General features: G+C 56.3%; 22 protein-coding genes. 12 read left to right on the forward strand and 10 right to left on the reverse strand.

The window, feature by feature from the left end:
- Positions 1–235 precede the first annotated feature (235 nt).
- From ACR0KM_RS18425 to ACR0KM_RS18435, 3 genes are all read left to right on the forward strand, one after another.
- Entirely contained in the window at positions 236–874 is a 639-nt protein-coding gene (locus tag ACR0KM_RS18425) for a hypothetical protein (RefSeq protein ID WP_480861286.1), read from the forward strand.
- Positions 875–1,121: 247 nt separating this feature from the next.
- Positions 1,122–1,943: a type IV toxin-antitoxin system AbiEi family antitoxin domain-containing protein gene (locus tag ACR0KM_RS18430; protein WP_480699912.1), complete on the forward strand. Its 822-nt coding sequence runs from the start codon at positions 1,122–1,124 to the stop codon at positions 1,941–1,943.
- On the forward strand, positions 1,933–2,862 hold the full coding sequence (locus ACR0KM_RS18435; protein WP_480861285.1) for a nucleotidyl transferase AbiEii/AbiGii toxin family protein: 930 nt from the start codon (positions 1,933–1,935) through the stop codon (positions 2,860–2,862). Before ACR0KM_RS18430 ends, ACR0KM_RS18435 begins: the two co-directional genes overlap by 11 nt.
- A gap of 507 nt (positions 2,863–3,369) precedes the next feature.
- On the opposite strand, the gene ACR0KM_RS18440 is transcribed toward ACR0KM_RS18435, so the two are convergent.
- The 5 genes from ACR0KM_RS18440 to ACR0KM_RS18460 form a co-directional block, all read right to left on the reverse strand.
- Entirely contained in the window at positions 3,370–4,479 is a 1,110-nt protein-coding gene (locus ACR0KM_RS18440) for a DUF4172 domain-containing protein (protein ID WP_480861284.1), read from the reverse strand.
- Positions 4,480–4,631: 152 nt separating this feature from the next.
- Entirely contained in the window at positions 4,632–5,687 is a 1,056-nt protein-coding gene (locus ACR0KM_RS18445) for a helix-turn-helix domain-containing protein (RefSeq protein WP_480861283.1), read from the reverse strand.
- Positions 5,688–5,893: 206 nt separating this feature from the next.
- Complete coding sequence (locus ACR0KM_RS18450; RefSeq protein ID WP_480861282.1) at positions 5,894–6,868, reverse strand: ParB/RepB/Spo0J family partition protein; 975 nt, start codon at positions 6,866–6,868, stop codon at positions 5,894–5,896.
- A 1-nt stretch (position 6,869) separates the two neighbouring features.
- Positions 6,870–8,051, reverse strand: a complete 1,182-nt coding sequence (repA, locus tag ACR0KM_RS18455; protein WP_480861281.1) for a plasmid partitioning protein RepA — start codon at positions 8,049–8,051, stop codon at positions 6,870–6,872.
- A gap of 649 nt (positions 8,052–8,700) precedes the next feature.
- Positions 8,701–8,940: a hypothetical protein gene (locus ACR0KM_RS18460; protein WP_480865536.1), complete on the reverse strand. Its 240-nt coding sequence runs from the start codon at positions 8,938–8,940 to the stop codon at positions 8,701–8,703.
- Between the two features lie 58 nt (positions 8,941–8,998).
- On the opposite strand from ACR0KM_RS18460, the gene ACR0KM_RS18465 reads away from it, so the two are divergent.
- Both ACR0KM_RS18465 and ACR0KM_RS18470 read left to right on the forward strand, forming a co-directional pair.
- Complete coding sequence (locus tag ACR0KM_RS18465) at positions 8,999–9,262, forward strand: type II toxin-antitoxin system ParD family antitoxin (RefSeq protein ID WP_480861280.1); 264 nt, start codon at positions 8,999–9,001, stop codon at positions 9,260–9,262.
- Positions 9,259–9,576, forward strand: a complete 318-nt coding sequence (locus tag ACR0KM_RS18470) for a type II toxin-antitoxin system RelE/ParE family toxin (protein WP_480861279.1) — start codon at positions 9,259–9,261, stop codon at positions 9,574–9,576. Before ACR0KM_RS18465 ends, ACR0KM_RS18470 begins: the two co-directional genes overlap by 4 nt.
- A gap of 4 nt (positions 9,577–9,580) precedes the next feature.
- Here the strand turns inward: ACR0KM_RS18470 and ACR0KM_RS18475 are convergent, their stop codons facing one another.
- Entirely contained in the window at positions 9,581–10,636 is a 1,056-nt protein-coding gene (locus tag ACR0KM_RS18475; protein WP_480861278.1) for a tyrosine-type recombinase/integrase, read from the reverse strand.
- 178 nt (positions 10,637–10,814) lie between these two features.
- Entirely contained in the window at positions 10,815–11,729 is a 915-nt protein-coding gene (locus ACR0KM_RS18480; protein ID WP_480861277.1) for a LysR family transcriptional regulator, read from the reverse strand.
- Positions 11,730–11,822: 93 nt separating this feature from the next.
- Here ACR0KM_RS18480 and ACR0KM_RS18485 point away from each other — a divergent pair, with 93 nt between their 5' ends.
- The 5 genes from ACR0KM_RS18485 to ACR0KM_RS18505 are packed head-to-tail and all read left to right on the forward strand — an operon-like array spanning position 11,823 to position 17,518.
- The gene (locus tag ACR0KM_RS18485; protein ID WP_480861276.1) at positions 11,823–12,899 is read left to right on the forward strand and encodes an ABC transporter ATP-binding protein; all 1,077 of its coding nucleotides are present in this window, start codon (positions 11,823–11,825) and stop codon (positions 12,897–12,899) included.
- Between the two features lie 17 nt (positions 12,900–12,916).
- Entirely contained in the window at positions 12,917–14,224 is a 1,308-nt protein-coding gene (locus ACR0KM_RS18490; RefSeq protein ID WP_480861275.1) for an ABC transporter substrate-binding protein, read from the forward strand.
- 53 nt (positions 14,225–14,277) lie between these two features.
- On the forward strand, positions 14,278–15,162 hold the full coding sequence (locus tag ACR0KM_RS18495) for a carbohydrate ABC transporter permease (RefSeq protein ID WP_480861274.1): 885 nt from the start codon (positions 14,278–14,280) through the stop codon (positions 15,160–15,162).
- Between the two features lie 3 nt (positions 15,163–15,165).
- Positions 15,166–15,996, forward strand: coding sequence for a carbohydrate ABC transporter permease (locus ACR0KM_RS18500; protein WP_480861273.1), 831 nt, complete (start codon positions 15,166–15,168; stop codon positions 15,994–15,996).
- 13 nt (positions 15,997–16,009) lie between these two features.
- The gene (locus tag ACR0KM_RS18505) at positions 16,010–17,518 is read left to right on the forward strand and encodes a sulfatase (protein ID WP_480861272.1); all 1,509 of its coding nucleotides are present in this window, start codon (positions 16,010–16,012) and stop codon (positions 17,516–17,518) included.
- Positions 17,519–17,547: 29 nt separating this feature from the next.
- On the opposite strand, the gene ACR0KM_RS18510 is transcribed toward ACR0KM_RS18505, so the two are convergent.
- Both ACR0KM_RS18510 and ACR0KM_RS18515 read right to left on the reverse strand, forming a co-directional pair.
- Positions 17,548–18,018, reverse strand: coding sequence for a tripartite tricarboxylate transporter TctB family protein (locus ACR0KM_RS18510; RefSeq protein WP_480861271.1), 471 nt, complete (start codon positions 18,016–18,018; stop codon positions 17,548–17,550).
- Positions 18,019–18,058: 40 nt separating this feature from the next.
- Positions 18,059–19,054 carry a Bug family tripartite tricarboxylate transporter substrate binding protein gene (locus ACR0KM_RS18515; protein ID WP_480861270.1) on the reverse strand — a complete coding sequence of 332 codons (996 nt, stop codon included), beginning with the start codon at positions 19,052–19,054 and terminating at the stop codon, positions 18,059–18,061.
- Positions 19,055–19,294: 240 nt separating this feature from the next.
- Between ACR0KM_RS18515 and ACR0KM_RS18520 the strand changes: the two genes are divergently transcribed.
- Together ACR0KM_RS18520 and ACR0KM_RS18525 are read left to right on the forward strand one after the other, a co-directional pair.
- Positions 19,295–20,794: a tripartite tricarboxylate transporter permease gene (locus tag ACR0KM_RS18520; RefSeq protein ID WP_480861269.1), complete on the forward strand. Its 1,500-nt coding sequence runs from the start codon at positions 19,295–19,297 to the stop codon at positions 20,792–20,794.
- The gene (locus ACR0KM_RS18525) at positions 20,791–22,440 is read left to right on the forward strand and encodes a sulfatase-like hydrolase/transferase (RefSeq protein ID WP_480861268.1); all 1,650 of its coding nucleotides are present in this window, start codon (positions 20,791–20,793) and stop codon (positions 22,438–22,440) included. The genes ACR0KM_RS18520 and ACR0KM_RS18525 overlap by 4 nt, the downstream gene beginning before the upstream one ends.
- Here ACR0KM_RS18525 and ACR0KM_RS18530 read toward each other — a convergent pair.
- The gene (locus ACR0KM_RS18530; protein WP_480861267.1) at positions 22,437–23,357 is read right to left on the reverse strand and encodes a LysR family transcriptional regulator; all 921 of its coding nucleotides are present in this window, start codon (positions 23,355–23,357) and stop codon (positions 22,437–22,439) included. The two genes, ACR0KM_RS18525 and ACR0KM_RS18530, sit on opposite strands and share 4 nt — an antisense overlap.
- Between the last annotated feature and the right edge of the window lie 48 nt (positions 23,358–23,405).

Here is a 23,405-nt window from a genome sequence, read left to right on the forward strand (position 1 = left end):
TCTCATCTCCACTCCTTGGCGGTTACGATGAGCCAGAAACCCTCTCTTATCAAATCGACTTAAACTGTCCCATTGGTGCTGACGTCAGACAAAGCGGCAACGTGAGGATGTGCTTGCCCACTGCAAGATAGCCACTGCAGTGCCACGGGCTGATTTGACAGGCCAGAACTTTGAGATTTCTGAGATGTTAGGCGCATCTGCACGAGATAGCATATTGGCATCCGAGGGGAATGGGTTGTTGCTCCTTTCAGAGGATCAGGGGCTTAGGCAGTGGGCGACAGCGGCCCTTAGTGTCAAGGCCAGTTGGCTTCAACCAGCTTTACTGATCGCAAAAGACAAGGGTCTAGTCTCGATTGAGGACTACACGAAATTCCTCGTTGATTGCCTAAACCGTCAATTCACGTACGTCTCGTTGGACTCCCATGCATTGCTGACACAGGCGAAAGCAGATGCGTTCAACGCCAGCGATACCATTAGACGGATGCTGGAAGTGCTTGGAGGTAAGAATGCCGATCTGGAAAGCAACCTTGAGGTGGCGGCAAATTTCCTTGACCTCGTTTTCCAGACAACTGAGCAAGAGTTCTTGCGTAATCGCTATGCCAGCTTGGTCATGGAGGCCTTCTGTGCTCCAAGAAAAGACAAAGCGGTCGAAGTAATCAAACATCTGACGAAACAGGTTACTTTTCGTGCATTCAACCTAATCGAACACGCTTGCTGGTGGCAAACAGGGCAACAAATCGGCACGCCCATGTTTCAGCCGCAGCTTGGAGCGCTGCTGGCGTCCCCGTCACAACGGCCGTTGGTGTTTCCCCGGGCCATAAAATTTCGGATCACAGAAAAGGTAAGGCTGCTTGGTTCGTGCTTCCCAAGCTGAACCACTTATTATGTACGTGAATGTCCGCTTTGCGACCTGCCCAACTCGCCGTGCGCGGGTGCAGCGAATTTCCGGTTTCCGCCGCTTGGCACCGGAATCTTCCATTTATCCCGGGTATTCCGATGGGTTTCCGCGCGGCGCTGCGTTTTTAATGATGTGTTATTTTCAGTGCTATAGACGCTTTAAAGATGTACTTTTCAAAGAGAATCTCTTGCCTTTTCTTTGAAATAATATGATTTAAGGCGTCATGAACGCTGGAAGATCGAAAAATCTGAAGAAAGTTCTCGACTCAGTGCCCGCGGGATATCTCGTCGATGCCAACTGGCTCACCGCCCATGGCATAGCCTACGAAACCTTTCGCGACTATGTAAAACGGGGCTGGCTCGAACGCGTTCACCGTGGCGTTTTTCGCCGACCTGTTCCCAATCCGCCCGTATCAAACACCGTTGACTGGAAGGCCTGCCTGATGTCGATGCAACATATCATGGGCTATGATATTCATATCGGTGGCAAAACCGCTCTCTCACAACAGGGCTACGACCACTACTTGCGTTTGGGCAACAACGCCCCCGTCTGGATCTATGGCTTCAAAATACCCAACTGGCTCACGAAGCTACCACTCAATGCGCCTATAGAAACGCGCAATACGTCGCTGTTCGCTGACCAGGCACTTGGCGTTACAAATGACGACATAAAATCTGAAAACTCCCTCCCGTGGGACTGGCAACTGCGCATGTCGGCCCCCGAACGGGCGGTCATGGAAGCCATGGACGAATTGCCGGACCATGAGAGTTTTCACAACCTCGACATGGTGTTCGAAGGCTTGACGACACTACGACCTAAGTTGCTCTCAGCGCTCTTGCTGAGCTGCAAGAAAATAAAGGTCAAGCGCCTCTTCTTTGTTTTTGCGGATCGCCACAATCACCCCTGGCGTAAACGACTTGATGCTGACGCCTTCAACCTCGGGACGGGGGATCGAGCATTGGTCGAAGGGGGTCGGATACATCCGCGATATCGCATCATGGTACCCGAAGAGTTCGCCACGACAGGGGCAGAAAATGGCGCGTAGAAATTATGAATCCCAGGTCGCCCTTCTCGTGCGTGTATTGCCTTACGTCGCGAGGGAAGAGATATTCGCGCTCAAGGGCGGGACAGCGATCAACCTCTTCTATCGCGATCTACCGCGACTCTCGGTTGATATCGACCTGACATATCTGCCGATCAAAGAGCGTGAACTGAGCCTCGTCGAGATCAACGAAGCCATGGATCGGATCGCTAAGTCGATCGAAAAGGGTATCAGCGGGGCGAAGGCTCAAAGAATAAAAGGAGGTGGGGGCGGCGCCACCCGCGTGCTTGCGCGTCTGGAAGATGCAGAAGTCAAAATCGAGACCTCGCCTGTCACACGCGGCGTTGTTCATGACCCCGAAACCCGGGCGGTCTCCGACGCCGTAGCAGACGCGTTTGGCTATGCAGAAATGCAGATCGTCTCATTCGAAGATTTGTTCGGCGGTAAGCTCCACGCAGCCGTGGATCGCCAGCATCCACGCGATCTTTATGATGTAAAGCTACTCTACGAACACGAAAGACTGACGGATGATCTGTTCCGGACTTTCCTGATCTACATCGCCAGTTCGGCACGTCCGGCACACGAATTGCTGAATCCCAACCTGATCGCCCTAGATCAACCTTATGTGCGTGAGTTCGAGGGCATGACTAAGTCAGCCGTCGGCCTGGATGACCTACTGACGACGCGCAACCAACTGATTGCGGATATCCAATCTCGCTTCGACAAACCCACCAGACAATTCTTGCTCAGTCTGCAGGATGGCGCGCCGGATTTCGCCGTAATAGATCGACCGCAAGCCGCCTATCTTCCCGCCGTGCGTTGGAAGCTTCTCAATCTGGAGCGCCTGATCCGGGACAACCCGAAAAAGCACGTCGAGCAAAGGGAAGAACTCGAGAAACTCCTAGGTCGCCTCTTCGACTGATTTAAATTCAATGTCCGACCAATTGAAAGCGCGGGGACATTTCCGCGCCGCTTATTGTCACTGCGTATAATGCCGAGAAATTCGAACATCCCATTACGATTCAGGAGGCTCATTCTTCTCCGTTATGGGAGCCGCCTGTCATCAGGTCAAGAATCGTCAATCGGTAGGTAAGCCGTAAGGAAGTCAAATTGGGTTGGCTTCAGCGAATTTCCGAATGTACGCGAGAAATGCACGGTCGGGATCTTTGGGTGGTTCCATTCCCGCAGACCAGTCACGCCATTGGCCCTCAATGTAGTAGATGTCATACCCCGGATGGCGCAGACGAGCAGTTTCGCAGGTTTCGGTCTTTAAGGCGTCACCTCTTTTTTCTAGCCAGGCCGGACGCGGCTTGATGCTTGGAGCAACAGGTACTTGAACGTGTTCTTCCTGTTCTTGTGCTTTTGCCTGACGTCCAATGGACGAAAATTTTAGAGCAAGTTCCGCCCATTCGTGCCGTACTTCAGCCCCTTACCCTCCCTGGTCCAACACTAGCCAATAGCGTGTGTACCGGAGTTCACCCGTTCGGGTCAGCGCCCCCTTCTCGACCAATTCCTGCAGATCCCGCGTCGCGGTGGCCCGCGACGTTCCCGTGATCGAGATATAGTTCTCGGCGCTGAGCCCGCCTTTGAACCCGTCCGGCCCAGCCTTGAACAACCGGGCGATTACCTTGCCTTGGCGGGCGTTAAACTGATCACGATGTCGGTCGTAGAAATGCGTCTTGGATATGAAGAAACCGACCCGCTCGAGCGTCACCTGCTGCGCTGTAAGGACAGTCTCGGCGAACCAAACGAGCCATGGCGTGACGTCCAGCGTCTTTTGATGGCGTTCAAGCTGATCGTAGTAAGCCTTCCTCTCTCTCTCGATCGTGAAAGCAAGGGCAATCAGGCTTGGCTGACCAATATTTTGCGCCAGGGATTTTTCCGCCAGCGCCCTGCCCAATCGGCCATTGCCGTCTTCAAAGGGGTGAATGCTCTCGAAATACAGATGGCTCAATCCGGCCCGGATCAGTGCGCGCAATGGTTCGGGACCGTTTGGTGCGGTCCGATTAAACCAGGCTACGAACTGATCCATTTCAGCCGAAACCTGATGTGAAGGTGGCGCTTCGAAATGCACCGTAGGACGGTCTAGCTTGCCTGAGACGATTTGCATCGCATCCTCATGGCTCCGGTAAGATCCAATCGATTCCAGATGCCTGTCATGGGACAGAAGCATGTCATGCCACAGAAACAGGGTGTCGTGCGACAGTGGTTCCGAAAAGTTAGAATAAACATCCACCATCATTTCAGAAACGCCCTGCTCACGCGGTTTGGATGGGTAGCTGTCGGGTGCCAGTCCAAGATGGCGACGCAAGGAAGATTGCACGCTGAGCCGATCCAGCATCTCACCTTCGATCGCGCTGGTCTTCATCGCTTCTTCGCTTAGCAGATCGATCCGCAATTGATCGCGATCCGATGTGTTCACATGATGAACTGCTCCAAGAACTTCCCCTGAGGACAACAGGAACTGTTGTTCATATGGTTCAAGTCTTGTGGCATCGTAACGAAAATTCGGCCAATCAGGGTTTTGCCAGTTCCACATCGTGAGGTATCAGCCTCCTTTCTATAGCTCACCATTTATGTATATGTGATTTATAGAGGTCAATCCTATTGCTCACTTTTCAAACTCTTCAATCTGATCATTGATTGAACGTGTAGTCTGAAAACAGTAGATTTCATCCTGTTTCCACAAATTTACGTAGCACTGGAGGTCCGTGAGAGCATTGCCTTTGGAGACAGCTCTCCCTTTTCGATCTTAGCCAGCAATGAAATCAGGTAAGCCGCTGGAGATTGAATATTCTCAGCACGTTGAAAGATGTATCCGAGGACAATGAAGCGAATAGCTGGGCCAAACATCGATTTCATTGCATACCAGGTTTGGCCAAGCCGGAGATACTCGGCGATATCATCCATAAGTCGATCACAGTGGTGCTGATCTTTTGCAAAACGTAGTTCTGAGCATAGCCGTGGAAAACTGCGCTCCACTTGGTCTGGAGAAACTTGAATCTGAGAAAGTTCTTCTTTCTTAACTTCCGGATTCAAAGAGTCCTCTTTGTGCCCCTCAATTTCATTGTCAGTGGCCCTCAAATTTTCTGTATCTGTCTGTGTTATCTCTGAGATTTCCACAGAGATTTCTGCCAGCAGTTCGCTGAGCACATTCGCATCTGGTTTGCGACGCAGAGCATTGCGTACGGTGGCCATCAAACCCGAGATTTTGGTGTCGTCTGCCAGAAGCTCCCTGAGACGCGCCAGAGCGGCAGAAACCTTGTCGCGGAGCACAGTGAACTCCAGAACTCGATCAGCATGCCTCTGGGCTTCCTGGATGAACTCAGCGTGCCGTTCAGACAAAGGCATCAGGGAGAGCCCAGTTGCGGTGACTACCCTGCCCTGTCGATCCCGGCGGATCCATCGCTTGCCGTTTGCGCTCATGACGCGGCGGATAAGTCCAAGCTCAACCAGCGTCGAGATATGACGTTCAACTGTCTGGACGCTGACATGAGTTCGTTTGGCGATCGCGGCGTTGGAAGCGAAGCAGATGTGATGATCATCTTGGTCCGCAGCAATCTGATCACCGCCCACAAAGGAAATCATCGCTCTCAGGACATTGAGAGTCGTGGATTTTAACCCAAGAGGTTCTCTGGCCTCTTCAATGGCGCGAAGAAGCATCCATTTTTTGGGCGTACTATTCCCCTGCCCTGTCGTTGCCGACAAGGTTGCTCCATTTGGAGCCAATGCTGTTAGTGTCTTCATGAAATTTTGTCAGCAGACAAAGAAAACCTGTTCACCCAGAGGCGTTTTTTATTGTGTCGTGATTCGCGGGCTGTTAGGGTTTAGGTGTCTAATCTATAACCACTAGTTGGTTTTCAGCCCTCGGAGCCTCAGGTTTCGGGGGTTTCTTTTTTGCTTTTCTCCTCTTTGCTCGTTACCTCATGTAGAGTTAACACCTGTTAACTCGCTTAATCCTCGGCGCTTTCTTTGAAACGCTCGTAGGAATCTTGAATGATTTGTCCAAGGTTGTCCGAAAGCCAGCTTGTATAGGCTTCATTGTCGCCTGCCCTTTTGATAGTCATGCTCACCGCAGAATTGCTGGTCTTGATGACAACGTCGGGCGCCGGTCGGATTTCCTGTGCTGCTTTCTTAGGGGTCAAGCTGCTTAGGAGACCGTTTAACCGATCGTCTGAATTAGCAACGTTGAGCGTCTCCAGGAGCTTCTTGGCCTTGTCTGCTGTTATCAGTCCTTTCCGTAACGCATCGGCTAGAGCTGTCCATTTGGGTCGTCCAGATTTCGGTGCTGGACCAATCATATCCCCGAGATCGTCCGGAATATCGTTTGTGACTCGCTCTAATTGTGACAGCGTGTTCTTGGAAATCGCCAGAGCTGTGATCGCTTCCGAGCGGTCATATCCTTGGTTTAATATTTCGCGTGCGAACCGGGCTCTCTCGTAATAGCTGAGGTCAACCCGCGAGGAGTTCTCTAGACCCTTTGCCTGAAGCGCTTCCTTATCATCAAGTGTTCTTACCAGTGCGCGAACAGGCTGGTTTAGATACTGACAAGCTAAGATGCGACGGCGGCCGTAGATGACCTCGAAGTGACCGTCGACTTCCTCAGAAGGACGCAACAGGACGGGAACTTGTTGGCCTCCTGCGTCCTTGATGCTTTCAGCGAGTTCCAGAACAGCTGAATCGACGTCCGCTTCTGGGTTGGAGTTAACAGGTGTTAACTCGATCTCAAGTCTATCTTTTGGACCCCACGGCAAAACGAGTGAGGTATCGATGTCTTGGATGCCTCCGGCTCCAACACGGACCGAAGCAATCGTACCGCGTGGAAGTGCAGCATTGGCGCGTTCCGTTTTCGTGGGTGGGATTGGTGGGTTTCCGGCTGCTGCTGCAATCGCTGCAGCCATGCTGGTTTTGTTTTGTTTAAGTGCCATTTCAACGGCCCCAAGCGGTTTGAATCATGTTTGATACTTCGTGCCCAACAGCATCCATACTTGATCGGGCGCGGTCATAGGTCGATCTCGTCATTTCAGATCGAACGACTTCATACATTGTCATCTTCAGCATCGCAGCATCAGCAATGGCAGTGCTTCGCAGAGCAGTCGCACTGATCACCCGATCCTGAAACAACGCCCTCATCAGACTAACAATTTGCTGAGATGGTGTGTCTGAGGGGTCGTCTCTTGTTATGAGGAACCGGAAATTATCGTGGACGATCGGAATCCCGGAGTTCTCAAACTCTTCCAGATATGCCGAAGTCATTTCAAGAAACTGCTGCGTAGAGGCTACGTCCAACATGCTGGGTGTCAGCGGCACGATGACAGACGTTGCCGCGAATAATCCCGCCAGCGTCAGGAAACCCAAAGAAGGTGGGCTATCGACAATGATCACATCATAGTCTGCCTCCACCGTCTCGATCGCATTGGCGAGCCGATTATAAAAGGGGATACCTTTCCGGGCGTAAACAGCAGTTTCCGTTTCAAACTCAGACAGGATCAACTGTGCGGGGGAAAGATCCAGGCCGGGGAAGTAGGTGGCCCGAATACACTCGGACATTGGCACTGGATCCTCGTAGCGCAAAGCATCATAGATTGAATTTCCTTCAAACTCTATCTCGGGCTGAATTCCGCAAAAACCAGTCAGGCTGCCTTGTGGGTCAAGATCGATGGCCAGAACGCGATAACCTTGAAGCGCAAGATAGTGACACAGGTGAATTGCCGAGGTGGACTTTGCACTACCACCCTTGAAGTTCATAAGTTGAATGACCTGAAGCCGGTCGCCATCGCGACGGCCGGGGAGGTATTTGCCGGGCTTTCTAGAACTGCCTTCAAGAATCTGGCGCATCGTTTTGATTTCGGCGCCGGAATAAAAACGTCGGCCGTTTCTGTTGACTTCCGGCTCGGGAAGTGAGCCCTCAGCATGGCCTTTTCGAAGGTACTGTCCGGTTGTCCCAAACAGGTCGGCAACCTCAGTCGCACTGAAAAGGCGGAGGGTCTTTGACAGCTCAGGAGAGTACGCCTGAGTTAGGTGTGTAGTAAGTGCAACTTGTAGACGATCAGAAATTTCACGTGTAACGTGAGACTGCGTCGCCGCATCAATGGGTGTGGTCTGTAGCATAGTTGCAGTTTTCCTGCTCATTTTTGTATGGTTGCGCAACTTGAGTGTATTTAGGCACTCGTATTCCGATTCATGTCAAGAGAAAAATCAATAACTTGTGGTGCACTGTGAGACCTGCACAAACGTGCTGAAGTTAACAGCTGTTAACTCACGTCTTTGCTGAGCGCTTGAGAAGCGCTTGGAGGTTGTATGGTACCGATAAGAATTCAGACTCCGAGTCAGTATTTTAAAGGATGCTTGACCTCAGGTGCATTGTTGCTTCCCGGAGCCCAATAAAACGGTCACATCTTATCTAGTCCTCAGAAAAGTAGTTAACCGAATGCAATGCTTCACGTCGCTCCCATGCTGAATGCCTGGATTTTCCTGAGAAACGTAGATTTTTTCAAGTGATAGGGCAGGCGGCCAGTCGTAGCGGATTCATATTGATCGAGGACGCGGTTGATCTCTGGTATGTAAGGGCGGGAAGCACTTTCTGGTCTAACTGGATCAGCCGGATAGCGTGATTATAATCGATATCCTGTGCTCCAGTTGTGATCTGCCGTGACGTGTTTCCGCGCTAGCTGCGTTGACGGATGTCACGGAAAAAAACCCAGTCTGTGCAGTCAGAATATCCTTCGGGTTAGTAGTTCTTGAATAATATGAGCAAAGCTCACCTCAACAAATCGGCAGCCGGATTTTCTGCGATATCCACATCGTTGTTGCACTTTTGCGCCTGCGCCATGGAGCGATGCATGGAGAGGCGCATAGCGGCTTGGGTCAGAAAGCCCGTGTGCAACCCGTGCGGCGAGGCAAAGTCTACCGGCAGTCCGGCCAACCTCAGCCGGTGTTTGATGATATACGCAATCGCATCCAGGCCAGCGCGGGCGTTGATATCTTCAGAATCCCACAAGGCTCAAGGACTTGACTTGACCCACCAGTATGACCAAGTATGACTGAGGAGGCCCGCTATGACCATCAAGACAACACTCAGCTTTACCGACAGGCACCACCGATTCCTCAAGGAAAAGGTAGGCGAAGGGGTCTATGCCTCGGCCTCGGCGGCGGTCGCTGCAGCGGTTGAGCGGATGATCGAAGATGAAGAGGCGCGCGAAGTTGCGCTGGACGCGATGGCCAATGAAATCCGCCGCCGCGCCGCCACGCCCCGCGCTGAATTCGTTGACCATGACGATGTATTCTCTCCGGCACTGCGCCGTCTGGACCGCAACGGGTGACATACCGCCTGCGCTACCACCCTTCGGTGGCGGATGACCTTGTGACCATCTCAGAGCTGATCGAGGACTATGCCGGTCCTCAAGTCGCACGCCGCAAGCTGGCTGAAATCGCCGAAGCCGCACAAAGCCTGCGCGCGCTGCCCCATCGCGGCACCAAGCGCGATCACATTCTGCCCGGCCTGCGCGCGATTCCCGCCGCCCGCCGCGCCGTGATCGCCTTTGTCGTCGATGATGACACGCAAGAGGTGCTTGTACTGGCGATTACCTATGGCGGCGCTGACTGGATCACCCGTGCCGATGCGCGGCGCAGCTGACGCCTTACCCCAGCAGATCGGCTGCCGGGTTTTCGGCGATATCGACGTCATTATAGTAGCGTTGCGCCTGCGCGAGGGACCGATGCAGCGACAGGCGCATGGCGGCCTGAATTGGCGCGCCGTCCAGCGCGGCCTGGGTCAGGAACCCCGAGCGTAGCCCGTGGGGTGAGGCGAAGTCGTCCGGCAACCCGGCCAACGTCAGCCGGTGCTTGACGATCTGCGCAATCGCATCCGGGGAGAGGGAGCGTTTCAATACGCGATCCGCCTTTGAGATCGGACGGAAGAGCGGGCCGTCGGTGATCTTCGCTACCTCGATCCAATGCACCAGCGCCTGCGCCGCGCGGCCCTTGAGCACCAAACGAGGCGTCTCACCCTTGCTCGTGGTCTTGGTTTCCAGCAGGGAAATCCAGATCACACCGGTCTTTTCAAACTCTTTCAGGCTGACATCCTCGCGCATCAACCCAGTGATCTCAGAGCGCCGGCGCCCGCCGCTGGCCCAACCCAACATCAGGATGGCCCTGTCGCGACAATCCCGATGCGACCCCCGACAGGTGGCCAGCAGCTGTTCGAGAATGTCGCGCGTGATCGGGTGTTGTGATTTCGGGGCAGGGGGCCGGGCGGCGGCGCGGCGGGCCTTGGCGCGGGCCTGTTTGACCTGCGGGGCATCAAACGGTGATGCGAGGTTCTTCATCCGGTGAAAGGCCAGCCACGAGGCTATGCGCCGGTCCAGCGTCGACGGGGCCGGGCAGGCGAGGGACCTGCGCAAGCCTTGCGCGATCAACATCTCTGCGGTCTGACGCGCGATGTCGTCTTCCGGCGCATCATTCAGATCGCGGGCGTGATCGAGAATAAAGGCCAGTGCGGTGGCCTCATTCTCGGGCCAGTTCAGCGCCGCCCCGAAGCGCGCCTCTTTCCACGCTGTTACATAGAGCAGATCCCGCTCATAGGCGCGCAGCGTATTCGCCGGCGTCCCGCGCACATACAGATCTGTCAGTGCCTCCTGATCCTCGGCAGAGAGGGCAGGGGAGGCGGCGGGGAGGTAGGGGGCAGGGGGCTTCATGGGCACATTCTGTGCCGATTTTCGGGAGAAATCAATTACACGTAATAAGCGATACTTATCGAGTATAACGCCAAATTTGGGTAACAACCCATATAATGGTCATAAAGCGCTTATTATGAGTGCAATAGCCCAACGATACAGGAAATATTGACGAAATATCGTGCAACAAAACCTACAACTATTTATCTGCGCAGCAATAACGAGCGCGCGTTATCAGGTCCTTGATCGGCGGAAGCTCTACGATGCTGGATCGAACGGCATATCCGCTGATGACGCGACCGGGCCGTGCGGGGAAGGGCAGTTTGACAAGACCATTTCTCGAGAGCTCCTGGTCAAGTGCATCAACGGCGAAGATGACATGATCGCTGGCACGGGCAACCGCCATCATTGCCGTCAGCGACATGATCCGGAGCGAGAATTGCCGTGAGGATACAGCCATGCGCTGTGCCCAGCTTTGAACGGTCCCCTCAAGTTTATCGTCACTAGAAAACCCGATCCAGGGATAGTCAGCCAACAGTTCAGCTTGGGGCGTCTCCGCCGAAAGCAAGGGATGCCCTTGCCGGACAAAGACCTGCAGTTCCATTTCAAGCAGGGGTTCGCAATGCACGCCGGGTCTGTCGAATTCCTCGGACAACACCCCGAAGTAAATGTCAAAGTGCCCGTCGATCATTCGGGGCACCAGATAATCCCCTGACCCGGTGACAATATCCAGACGGATCTGCGGGTGGTCGGCACAAAAGCCCGGTAGGATCTCGGGCAGCAGTTTAACGTTCCAAACGGGCCCTGAGCCGATGCGCAGTTCGACATCCGTCAGCGAGGCCGAGTTCTGGATTTCTGAAGTCGCAAAATCTACTTCGCGGGTCAGCCATCGGGTGCGCTTGCGCAGTGCCTCGGCGGTTGGCATCGGGCGCAGGCCCTGGGGCGTTCGCTCGAACAATTGCACTCCGAAATCTGCCTCAAGCTGCGCAATACTCTTGGAGACAGCCGATTGAGTTATTCCAATCGCTTCGGCCGCGGCGGTAGTACTTGCTGTGTCGTAGACGGCAGCAAAGACCCGCAGTTTGCGTGGCAGGAGGTCAGGTGTATTCCTCAAATTCATCCCCTACTGAATTTTATGAATTTGATTCTAGTTGCGAGACAGAGGACAAAACAAGATGGAAAGACCAATAATGTCAGGACCTACCCAGTGAATTCGGTGGAATTGAGAAGCATCGAGAAACGTTATGGCGCGGTCGAAGTGATCTCGGACCTGTCGCTGGCGATCCGCGATGGTGAGTTCATTGTGCTTCTGGGCCCGTCGGGCTGCGGCAAGTCTACGCTGCTGCGGATGATTGCCGGACTTGAGGAAATCTCGGGTGGTGAGATCGCGATTGGCGGTACGGTTGTCAACGATATCCCTGCACGGGACCGGGATGTGGCGATGGTGTTTCAGAACTATGCTCTCTATCCGCATATGAGTGTGGCCGAGAATATGGGCTTTGCGCTGAAGATGCGGAACACCGACGCGGCCGAGATCGCGCGGCGCGTGGATGAGGCCGTGGAAATTCTGGGGCTGCAAGACCTGCTGGCGCGGAAACCCCGAGCATTATCCGGTGGTCAACGGCAGCGCGTAGCGATGGGGCGGGCGATTGTGCGTGATCCCAAAGTCTTTCTGTTCGATGAGCCACTGTCGAACCTCGATGCCAAACTGCGCGCCAGAATGCGCGTAGAGATCGAACAGTTGCACCGCCGTCTTGGCGCAACCTCGGTCTTTGTCACACATGATCAGGTTGAGGCGATGACGATGGCCGACCGAATCGTGCTGATGAATGATGGTGTGATCCAGCAGGTTGGCAAACCGACTGAGCTGTATGATCGCCCCGAGAACTTGTTTGTGGCCGAATTCATCGGTGCGCCACAGATGAACCTTGTGCCAGGCATGTTGGTGCAAATGCCTGAAGGTCTGATGCTGCGACCTGAACATGGTGGTCAGGTCGCTCTCGGCCCGCTGGACGCGCCGACTCGGGACCCCGTAATTTGCGGATTCCGCCCTGAGCATCTGGATATCGCGCCCGGTGGCGACGGATCTGAGACCGTCGTGGCGACCGAGTCGCTGGGGCATCAGACGATCATTCATTGTGATGGGGCTTTGGGGCGGGTGGCCGCCCTGATCGACCGCGCGCAAGACGCGGCGCTGACACTGGACACGCCCGTCACCATCACGCCCCGACCGGGGCAATTCCATCTGTTCAGCGCCAAGACAGGACAGCGCCTGAACGGTTGACAGCGGAGGAGATGACAATGCTGAAAACACTAAGAAACACGGCCGCCGCCGTGCTTCTGACCGGGCTGCCCGCCGGGGCCTGGGCCGAAGCCGATATACAGATGATTATCAACCAATCACCCTGGTATCCGGGCTTTGAAGCCACGGTCGAAGCCTATGAAGAGGCCACTGGCAACAAGGTGAACATCGAAGCGGTACCGTTCCCGGTGCTGTTGGAGAAGTCCCGCAACTCGGTTCGGGCGGATGAAGGGATCTATGATCTGCTGACGATCAACGCGCTCGGCATCATTGAAATGTACGAGGGCGGGTTCCTTGAGGCAGTCTCGGATATCGACCCCGACTACAAGCTTCGCGACGATATCTCAGATTTCGGCGGCTCGGTTTATTGGGACGAGGCCAACAAATCCATTGGCAGCGGCAAGCTGATGGCCCTGCCCATGGCTGGGGTGATCCAACTGCTCTACTACCGCGCCGACCTCTATGAGGAAGCCGGGCTTGAGGTTCCGACCACATGGGAAGAGCTGATGGCCAATGCCAAGGCGCTGCACAACCCGCCCGAGCGCGTGGGCTTTACCGTGCGCGGCTCGCGGCAGAATGTGGGCTGGAACGCGATGCCCTATATCTACAGCCACGGCGGCACGATCTTTGCGGACGAAGCCGGTGGCGACTACTCGGTCACTTTCAACAGCCCTGAAGCGTTGGCCGCGCTGGAAACCTTCCTGAGCTTTGCGCATGACGTGGGTCCCGACGATCCGGGCGCGACAGGTCAGGCCGAGATGATACAGTTCATGGCCACTGGCCGGTCGGCTCACACGATCATGGTCAATGCGGCCTGGGCCGGGCTGGAGGACCCGTCGAAATCCATCGTCGCGGGCAAGGTCGGTGTGGCCGAGATCCCATCCATCGAAGGTGGCGATAACTATAGTTCCACCGGACACTTTATTGGCGGCATTCCCAAGAACATTCCTGATGACAAGAAACAGGCCGCGCTCGCCTTCATGAAATGGCTCAACACCCCCGACGGGCAGCGCGCGATGATTGAGAATGGTTCGGTTCCGGTGTCCGTCGGATTGGGGGCCACCGATTTCGATGACGCTGAAAAGTATCGTTTTTTGGATGCCACTGCGCAGAATGCGGGCAACGCGTTGTTCTATGCGGCGGTGCCCGAGCGAAACGAGATCAACTCGATCATTGATCTGCATCTGAACCTTGCGGTGATCGGCGACATGACGGCGCCCGAGGCCCTGAACAAGGCGGCAGCGGAAATCCACGCGGTGATGGAGCGCGAAGGCTACTCCACAGGCAAGCTGCCCGATCTGCAGTAAACCAAGCGGCCCCGGCAGGCGTGCCGGGGTCATCCCTTTGAAGGACGGATGAAATGATCGGCGACCGAAGCTGGAAACTGCTGTCTCTGGGCCCGCTGGCAACATTGCTGGTGGTGTTTACCATGCTGCCGATCCTTCAGATCGTCTGGATGGTGTTTCATCAGCTTGAATGGGTCGATGGCGAGGCCGTGACCACCTTTGTCGGGTTTGATAACGTCCGCAGGTTTCAGGCCGATCTGTTCTACTGGCCCGGCTTGTGGAACACGCTGTATTTTGCCTTTTTCGCAGTGGTGATCCAGTTTGCCATCGGCTTGTCGCTGGCGCTTGCGGTATCGGGGATGAAGGGCTGGGTGCGGGTCGCGGCTATCTTTGTGATGCTGCTGCCGGTTGTGACGCCGCCCATCGTAATCGGCGCGGTCTGGAACCTGCTTTACAACGCCGATTTCGGGGCGATCAACCTGGCGCTGACCACGCTGGGGCTGCCGAAACAGAACTGGCTGGCCAGCCAGTCGGCGGCACTCTGGGCTGTGATCATCGTCGATATCTGGCACTGGACGCCGTTTGTGTTCCTGCTGATGCTGACCGGGCGCGAGGGCTTGCCCGAAGAGGTCTACGAGGCCGCCGAACTGGACGCCCGCAGCCGCTGGCAGGTGCTGCGTTATATCACGCTGCCGCTGATGATGCCGGTCATAATCTCAACCCTGATCCTGCGCATGATCCTGTCGTTCAAGGTGTTCGACGAGATTTACCTGTTGACCTCAGGCGGCCCGGGGACTTCGACCGAAGTGGTCAGCCTGTCGATCCAGCGCGCCTATTTCACACAGGACGACATCGGGCTGGGTTCGGTCATGTCCCTGTTCACGCTGGTCGTCGTTGCTACATTGGCGCTGGTGACGCTGTGGCTGCAGCGTCGTTTCGTGCAAAAGACCGAAGGCTGAGCCATGGCACAATCGCACCGATCTTCTGGCCTGCCCGCACTCGCCCTTGTGGTGATCTATGGAATTCTTGTGCTGATCCCCTTTGTCTGGATCATTACCATCGCGTTCAAGACTCAGATCTCGATCCTGCTCGGGCAGGTTGCCTTTACCCCGGTCTGGACCAATTTCGAGGAATTGCTGTTCGGCAAATCTTCGCAATATCTGTCGAGCCTGAAGAACTCGATTATCGTGTCGGTGATCTCGACCGCGCTGGTGCTGGCGATCTCGACTATGGCGGTGTTCACGCTGTTCCGCCTGAAGGTCGGGCGCTGGGTGCGGTTTGCCCTGTTCACCTGGGCGATGATCTTTCACATCCTGCCGCCGATCACCTTTATCGGTATCTGGTTCGTGCAATTGCTGTCCGTGGGTCTGCTGGACACGCTGACCGGGTTGGTCCTGGCCGAAACCGTGCTGCATCTGCCGCTGGCGCTGTGGCTGATGTTCAGCTTTATCCACGAGGTGCCCGAGGAACTGCTGGAATCCGGTCGTCTGGACGGGTGCCGCGATGCGGACCTGTTCCGCCAAATCGTGCTGCCGCTGCTGCGCCCGGCGATGATTGCCGCTGGGGTGCTGGTGTTCATCTTTATCTGGAACGATTTCATCGTGGCGGTGAACCTGACTTCGAGCGCGACCCAGACCATCCCGGTCACGATCTCAAGCTATGCGCAGGAATATGACATCCGGTTCGGAGAGATGGCCGCGGGTTCGGTCCTGTCGGTGATCCCGGCGCTCGTCTTTGTTTTGATCGGTCAGAAATACATTATCCGTGGCCTGCTGTCCGGCAGCCTGAAATAGCAGTGAGGGTCTTATGAAAGTTCTCTTTGTCCTGTTCGACAGCCTGAACCGCAACGCACTGGGGGCCTATGGCAGTACCCGCATGGCCACGCCCAATTTCGACCGCTTCGCGGCCAAATCCGTGCGGTTCGACAATCACTATGTGGGCTCGATGCCCTGCATGCCTGCGCGCCGTGACCTGCATACAGGACGACTGAACTTTATGCATCGCAGCTGGGGGCCGTTGGAGCCTTTTGACAATTCGATGATCCGCGAGCTGAAATCCTCGGGCATCTGGACCCACATGATCACCGATCACGCCCATTACTGGATGGAGGGCGGCGCCACGTATCACACGCAATACTCCAGTTTCGATTTCATCCGGGGGCAGGAAAAGGACCGCTGGAAAGCCATGGTGCAGCCCCCCTTGGAGCGCTGGCGCGAGAAGTATCATCCACAGCAGATCGACGGGATGGACGAGAAGTACGTCCCCTACATGATCAGCCGCGACCACCAGCCGACCGAAGCCGATATGCCGCTGGCCAAGTGTATGGACTCAGCCTTTGAATTTATCGACACCAACGCCGACAAAGATGGTTGGTTCTGCCATCTGGAGTGTTTCGACCCGCATGAACCCTTCTGGTCGCCCGAACGGTTCCAAGGGCGGCGCGATAGCGGGTACGAAGGCCCGATCCTCGACTGGCCGCGCTATGACAAGGTTAGCGAAAGCGCCGAGGAAATAGAAGAGCTGCGCAACAATTACGCCGGGCTTGTCGAGATGTGCGACGAGTATTTCGGCCGTCTGCTGGACCACATGGACAAGCACGACATGTGGAAGGATACGGTGGTGATCCTGACCACCGATCACGGGTTCCTGCTGGGCGAACATGAGTGGTGGGCCAAGAACATCACGCCCTATTACAACGAAATCGCCCATATCCCGCTGATGATCTACCACCCCGATCATGCCGATCAGGGCGGCACGTCCCGTCAGGCCCTGACGCAAACCATGGATCTGATGCCCACGATCCTGTCACTGTTCGAAACCCCTGAGCCCGAGGGGGTAGAGGGCAGGGACCTGACACCTTTTCTGGCCGTAGACGGGCCCGGACACGAGGCGGTGGCCTATGGCATCTTCGGCGGATCCGTAAACATCACCGACGGGCGCTATACCTATTTCCGATACCCTGAGGATATCGCCGATCAGGAAATTTATGAATACACGCTGATGCCCACGCATCTGGAAGAGGCATTCTCGGTCGACAATCTGGCGCAGATGGATTTGTCCGCGCCCATGGACTATGCGCAGGGATTGCGGGTGATGAAGATCCCGGCGCGCAAGGCCGAAGACGGCGATATCGATGTGCCCTGCATGGGAACCCCGCGCGAGACCGCGACGGTTCTATATGATCTGCATAGCGACCCAGGCCAATACACCCCCATCGATGCCCCCGAAGTGGTGCAGCGTCTGGAAGACAGGCTGAGAGAAATCATGACCCGCAATCAGGTCCCGCAAGAGGCGTTCAATCGGATTGGGTTGTGACAAGATGCGCAGCATCTTGCGCCGCTAATTTACGGCAGATTCACGAAAAACAGCCGCGAAAACACAAAGTTGAGGATGGGTGGCAGCACCATGGACAGCCCTGCCAGCCACGCCAGATTGCGCCCGCGAGCGGGGTGGATGATCATGCCTGCGACAAACAGAAACACTGCCGTGGAAATCTCGAACCCCACGATGCGAGCGTTCAGCGCCCAGATATAAATCGCCAGCGTGAGAATGACGCCAAGGGATTTGGCTTGCCCCGACAACCGTTCCGCGCGGCGCGGGGCAGTTGCGGGTTTTGTGGCTGAGGGGGACGTGTGCAGCTCGACCAGCCCTTCGATCAGTATCCACAGCGCCAGAAGACCGATCAGAATAATCGTCAGTTGCGGGACAAAGCGCGGCCCCAGAGGGTCGTAATTGCCGTCCACGATCCAGAAACTGCTGGCGAAGAAAAACAGCGACAGGCCAAGGATGATACCTCCGATGAGTGTTTTTTTCATTCCTGTCGCCGTTTTGTTGCCCGATGGTTTCGTGCCGCGGTCAGTTCACCTTGATACCGAACTTGTCGATCGCGCCTGCGGTCGCATCATACCGTTCTTTAACCAGTTCGGTCAGGGCGTCGCCATCTTCGTATTTCATGGTGATCCCCAGACGGCTTTCCAGTTCGGCCACGTTGTCGGGATCGGTCAGCGCCTCGCGCAGGACGTCGCGCCAGTATTGCTTGATCTCTTCGGGCGTGTCCGGGTGAATCCAGAAATAGCCTTGCAGTTTCATAACCACAGGCGGCTCGATCCCTTGTTCGGACAGTGTTGCAACGCCGGGGGCCTTCGGGTGGCGTTCATCGGCGTTTACCGACAACGGTTTGACCATGCCTTTCTCGACCAGTTCGCCAATCGAACCGCCGGGGTCAAGGTTGGTCAGGTCCACATCGCCCGACAACAGCGCTTGCCGGAAACCGGCCCCGCCGCCACCTGTGTGCACAAAGTTCAGATCTGCGTCCAGACTATCGGCCAGACCGCCCATCATCAGATGCGACGCGGTGCCGGTGCTGACGGCGGCGTTCACCGCGCCGGGATTTTCCTTGGCATAAGCCGCAAGCTCGGCGGCGGTGTCATAGGGGGCTTCGGCGCGCGTATACAGCACGTTTGTCGCCTCATGCGTCTGTGCCAGCGGCTCGATCGCACCGGCAAAGGTCTCGTAATCGGTGCCGCCGATGTCCAGCATTCCGAATTTCGAGGTCATCAGGATCGCGTTGTGAATATAAAGCAGCGTATGCCCGTCTGCGGGCTGGCTGATCACGTGGCGGGTTCCGGCGGATGTGCCTGCCCCCGGCATCGCCTGAACGCCGATGGGCTGTGGCACCTTGTCTTTCAGCAGGTCCAGAAACGCCAGCGCGAAGGTGTGGTACGATCCCCCGGCCTTGTTCGGGAACACGACAGTTACGGGTTTGCTTGGAAAATCCTGCGCCGCGACAGGTGCAGAAAGCGTGAGCGCCGCTGTTATCCCGACGGCAAGCGACCGAAACACTGAGTTCATTTTGTCCTCCCATACAGTGTGCTCTGCATTTTGCAGAGACATCCCGGTTGGCCGGGTCTCACCAAAAGCATACGCCGAGCAAACTATATCAATCTAATATCCGTTTTTGATATATGTATCTAAATTCGGTATATATGGCGAAAGCCAAGGACATATCATAATGGTATGGAAACTTTGGTTTTTTATATTTGTTAAGGCATGGCAACCTCTCGTAAGCAGAACAAGAGGGGGAAGTCCGCCGTGCAACAGATTGCTGAAACCGCGCTACAACTGCTTCAGCCTGCGGCGCTGGGGTGGAGCTTTCTTGGCGTCGCACTTGGACTGATCGTCGGATCGATCCCCGGTCTGGGTGGCGGGTTGCTGATGGCGATGATCCTGCCGCTTACCTTTTCGATGCAAAGTCTGGATGCGCAGATCCTGCTGGTCGGGATCTATGTAGGGGGCGTCAGCGGATCGATGGTTTCGGCCATCCTGATCGGGGTGCCCGGAGCACCGGCGGCGGTGATGACCACACTGGATGGGCATGCCATGGCGCGACGCGGTCAGGCGGCGCGGGCCATGTCGTTGGGCATCATGGGCTCGACCATCGGTGGGCTGATTGCTGGGGCGATCCTGATCATGCTTGCGGTTCCGCTGGCCTCGGTGGCGCTGAAATTCCGCAACTTTGACTATTTTTCGTTTGTTGTCATGGGACTGGTCCTGATTGCCTTTACGGCAGGCAACGCACCGCGTCTGGGTTTGATCTCGGGCCTGTTCGGGGTGCTGGTGTCGACCGTCGGGTTCGATTCCGTGGGTGCGGCGAACCGGTTTACCTATGGCAGCCCGATGCTGGCCAACGGTTTTGGCCTGTTGCCCGTCCTGATCGGCGCCTATGCGTTGCGACAGGTGCTTGAGGATGTGCAATCGCCTAAAGGCGCAGGCGACCGCTTGGCAGAGCTGCCCAATGTCGCCTCGGTTCTGCGCCACGCGGGCACGATTATTGCCTTTCCGTTCAACCTGATCCGCTCATCCGTCATTGGCACCTTTGTTGGCATTCTGCCGGGCGTCGGCCCCAATGTCGGTGCGATCATGTCCTATAGCGCGGCGCAATCGCTGTCGAAAAACAAAGAAGATTTCGGGTCCGGATCAGAAGAGGCAGTGGTCGCCGCCGAGACCGGAAACAACGCAACCGTGGGCGGCGCGCTAGTGCCGATGCTGGCGCTGGGTATCCCCGGCAGCGGGCAGGATGTGTTCTTGATGGCTGCGCTGATCCTGCACGCTATCGAACCGGGGCCGTTGCTGGCGATCTATCACCCCGAGATCTTTTACGGCGTGATGGGCACCTATCTGGTGGCGAATGTCATCATGATGATCCTGATGATCTTTGCGATCTCGCTGTTTGCGCGGGTCATTCGGGTGCCGCACAATATTTTGCTACCAGTCGTGCTGGTCATGTGTGTGATCGGCGTCATCGCGTCCAGCAATCGGCTTGAGGATGCCTGGATCATGCTGGGCTTTGGCCTGCTAGGGATCGCGATGTCGTGGGGCAGCATTCCCGTTGCGCCCTTTGTCATCGGCTTCATCCTTGGGCCAATGGCCGAAGAGCGTTTACGCTCGACCCTGATGGGAACACAGGGCGAGATCATGCCGCTGTTCGGATATCCGATTGCCATGGGCGTGCTGGTGCTCAGCCTGCTGGTCATCGTCTCGGCCGCCTACAGCGCCTTACGGAAATCCGCACAAAACAGGAGCCCGCAATGACCCCGCAGCCCAATATTCTGTTTCTGCTGAGCGACGAACACAGCTTTCGCTTTGTCGGGCACCGCAGCCGGGCAGAGGGGGGCGAGCCAGTGGCCACCCCGGCGCTGGATCGGCTGGCCAACCGGTCGACGATCTTTACCGACGCTTATTGCGGCGCACCGATCTGCGTGCCGTCGCGGATTGGCCTTCTGACAGGGCTGACGGCGGAAAAGTCGGGGGCTTGTGACAATGGCTCGTTCCTTGATCCGACGCTGGATACGATCCCCAAGGCGCTGGGGCGTGCAGGTTACGCCACTTGTCTGATCGGCAAGATGCATTTTCAGGGCTCGAACCAGTATCACGGGTTTCAGCATCGGCCCTATGGCGACATTTGCGGCAATCACACCCACCAGTTCGAACACCTGATCCCGATGCGTCCCGGCGATCCCGTTATTGGCGAAGATCTGGGGCGCAAGGGTGATCTGGGCAGCGACCGGCTGGGCGATTTTCTGGAAACGCGCACCACCACAGTGGGCGAGACCAAGATCCCCGAAAGCCAATGCGGTGATCAGATTGTTGCATCAGAAACGCTGGCCTTTCTGCGCGAACAGACGAGCCGCGCACCGGACCAGCCCTGGTTCGCCTGCGCCTCGTTCAGCCGACCGCACTATCCGCTCAACACGCCGCCGCGTTTCCTGCGCGACTATCCGGTCGACAAAATAACCGAGCCGTTCATCCCGCCCAAAGGCGACAGTTTCGATCATCCCGTCACACAGGCCCTGCGCGCCGGGTTCAAGGTGGCCCGCATAGACTATGCCGAGGAAATGCGCGCCCGCGCCGCCTATTTTGCCAACGTTGCGTTTTTTGACGAGATCATCAGCGATCTGCTTGCACGGCTGGATCTGGCGGGGCTGCTGGAAAACACGATCATCGTTTACGCCAGCGATCACGGCGAAAGCGCCGGTGAGCATGGCACATGGTGGAAAAGCGGCTGGTACGAGGCGTCAACGCGGGTGCCGATGATGATTTCGACCCCCGCCCAACGGCAGGGCAGGCAAGCCGCCGCCCAAGTCTCAACCCCGGTAAGCCTGCTGGACCTGATGCCGACCTTTGCCGATCTGGCCAATGTTGATATCGGGCCGATGTCGGGGCGCAGCCTGTGTCCGGCGATCACCGGGCAGGGCGATCTGAGCGACGAAATCGTGGTCTGCGATCACCTGAATGAACGCTGGGGCAAAGGCACCGCGTTCCGGATGCTGCGGTATCGGCAGTTTAAGCTGGTTGTTTTTGATAAGGCCGCAGACCTGTTCTTTGACTTGCAAAACGACCCGAACGAGCAGAAAAACATCATCGACACAGCAACGGGCGAGGCCGCCGCCGCGCAACAGAAGATGATGGCCTTTGCGCACGAGAACCTGAACTTCGAGGTTGCGCTGGCCGAAGATCATGCGAAACAGGCCACGCTGCGGGCAGCCTATCCAATGGCGAATTCGGACTATAACCCCAATCAATACGCGTTGTCCTCGGGCCGTGTGATCGAGGCGGAACAAACCCTTTACGCGCAAGGCGTGGTGACGGACACGCCCGAGACCTTTTTTTCCGACTACCCCGATCACCTGCCCCGACCAACCCAGAGTGCAGCGGGCAAACCGACCAAGGCGTCCTAGCGGCGCTGGTCTCCCCAGCCCATCTCGGTGGCAAGGGTCACGACCAATTCGACAACGCGCCGGATGGTGGGACGGTTCTGATTGGCCCGCAGAATCGCAATCCCTGACGGATAGCGCCAAAGCGGCTCTTCAGTCCGGTTGAGGTGAACGCCGTGGGCTTTTAGATTGGGTTGCAACATGGTCGGAACCGCCATCAGCGCGCCGCGCTGGCGTTGAACCGTCAGGCCCAGCTCCAGCGAGTTTGTATTCAGCACCACGCGGGGCATCGGCAATTTATGATGGAAAAACAGCTCATTGAAACTTTCGCCCATGTTGCTGTCCAACAGGAAGGTGATCCATTCTTTGTCTATCAACGATGCCAGCGGCACCACCTGATCGGGTTCGACCCCCGAAAGGGTGCCGGGCAGATGGGCCACCCCGTGCTCGATTGATCCAAGCAATTCCGCCTTCAGCCCCGGATGGTCGCTGAACCGGTCCGAGGCGGAAATGCCGATATCCAGTTCTTCATTCGTCAATTGCCGCGCAATCGACATCGCCGAGCCGGACACGATGGTATAGCTGGTATTGGGAAACTCGCGCGTGATTGCATCCAGCAGTTGCGGCATCAGAGCGATCTGATAGGTCAGCCCGACGCCGATGCGGATACGGTCGTGATAGCCTTCTTCATGCGCGGCGATGTCTTTCAGCGCGCGGTCATAGCTGGCGTCAATTTCTTGCAGGTGTTTGAACAGGGTCTTGCCCGCGTCGGTCAGGGCCATGCCGCGCGGCAGCCGGACAAACAGTGCCACCCCAAGTTCGCTTTCCAGCTTGGAAATCATCCGGGTCAGGCTGGGCTGTGCGACGTTCAATTCCTCGGACGCGCGGGACACGCTGCCGCAGCGGGCAACTTTCAGGAAATATCTGTGTGATCGTTCCAATCTGCTGCTGTCTTTCCCTTGATAACCGCCATGCTCATGTCAGTCCCG

Source organism: Ruegeria sp. G10, from assembly GCF_056533645.1.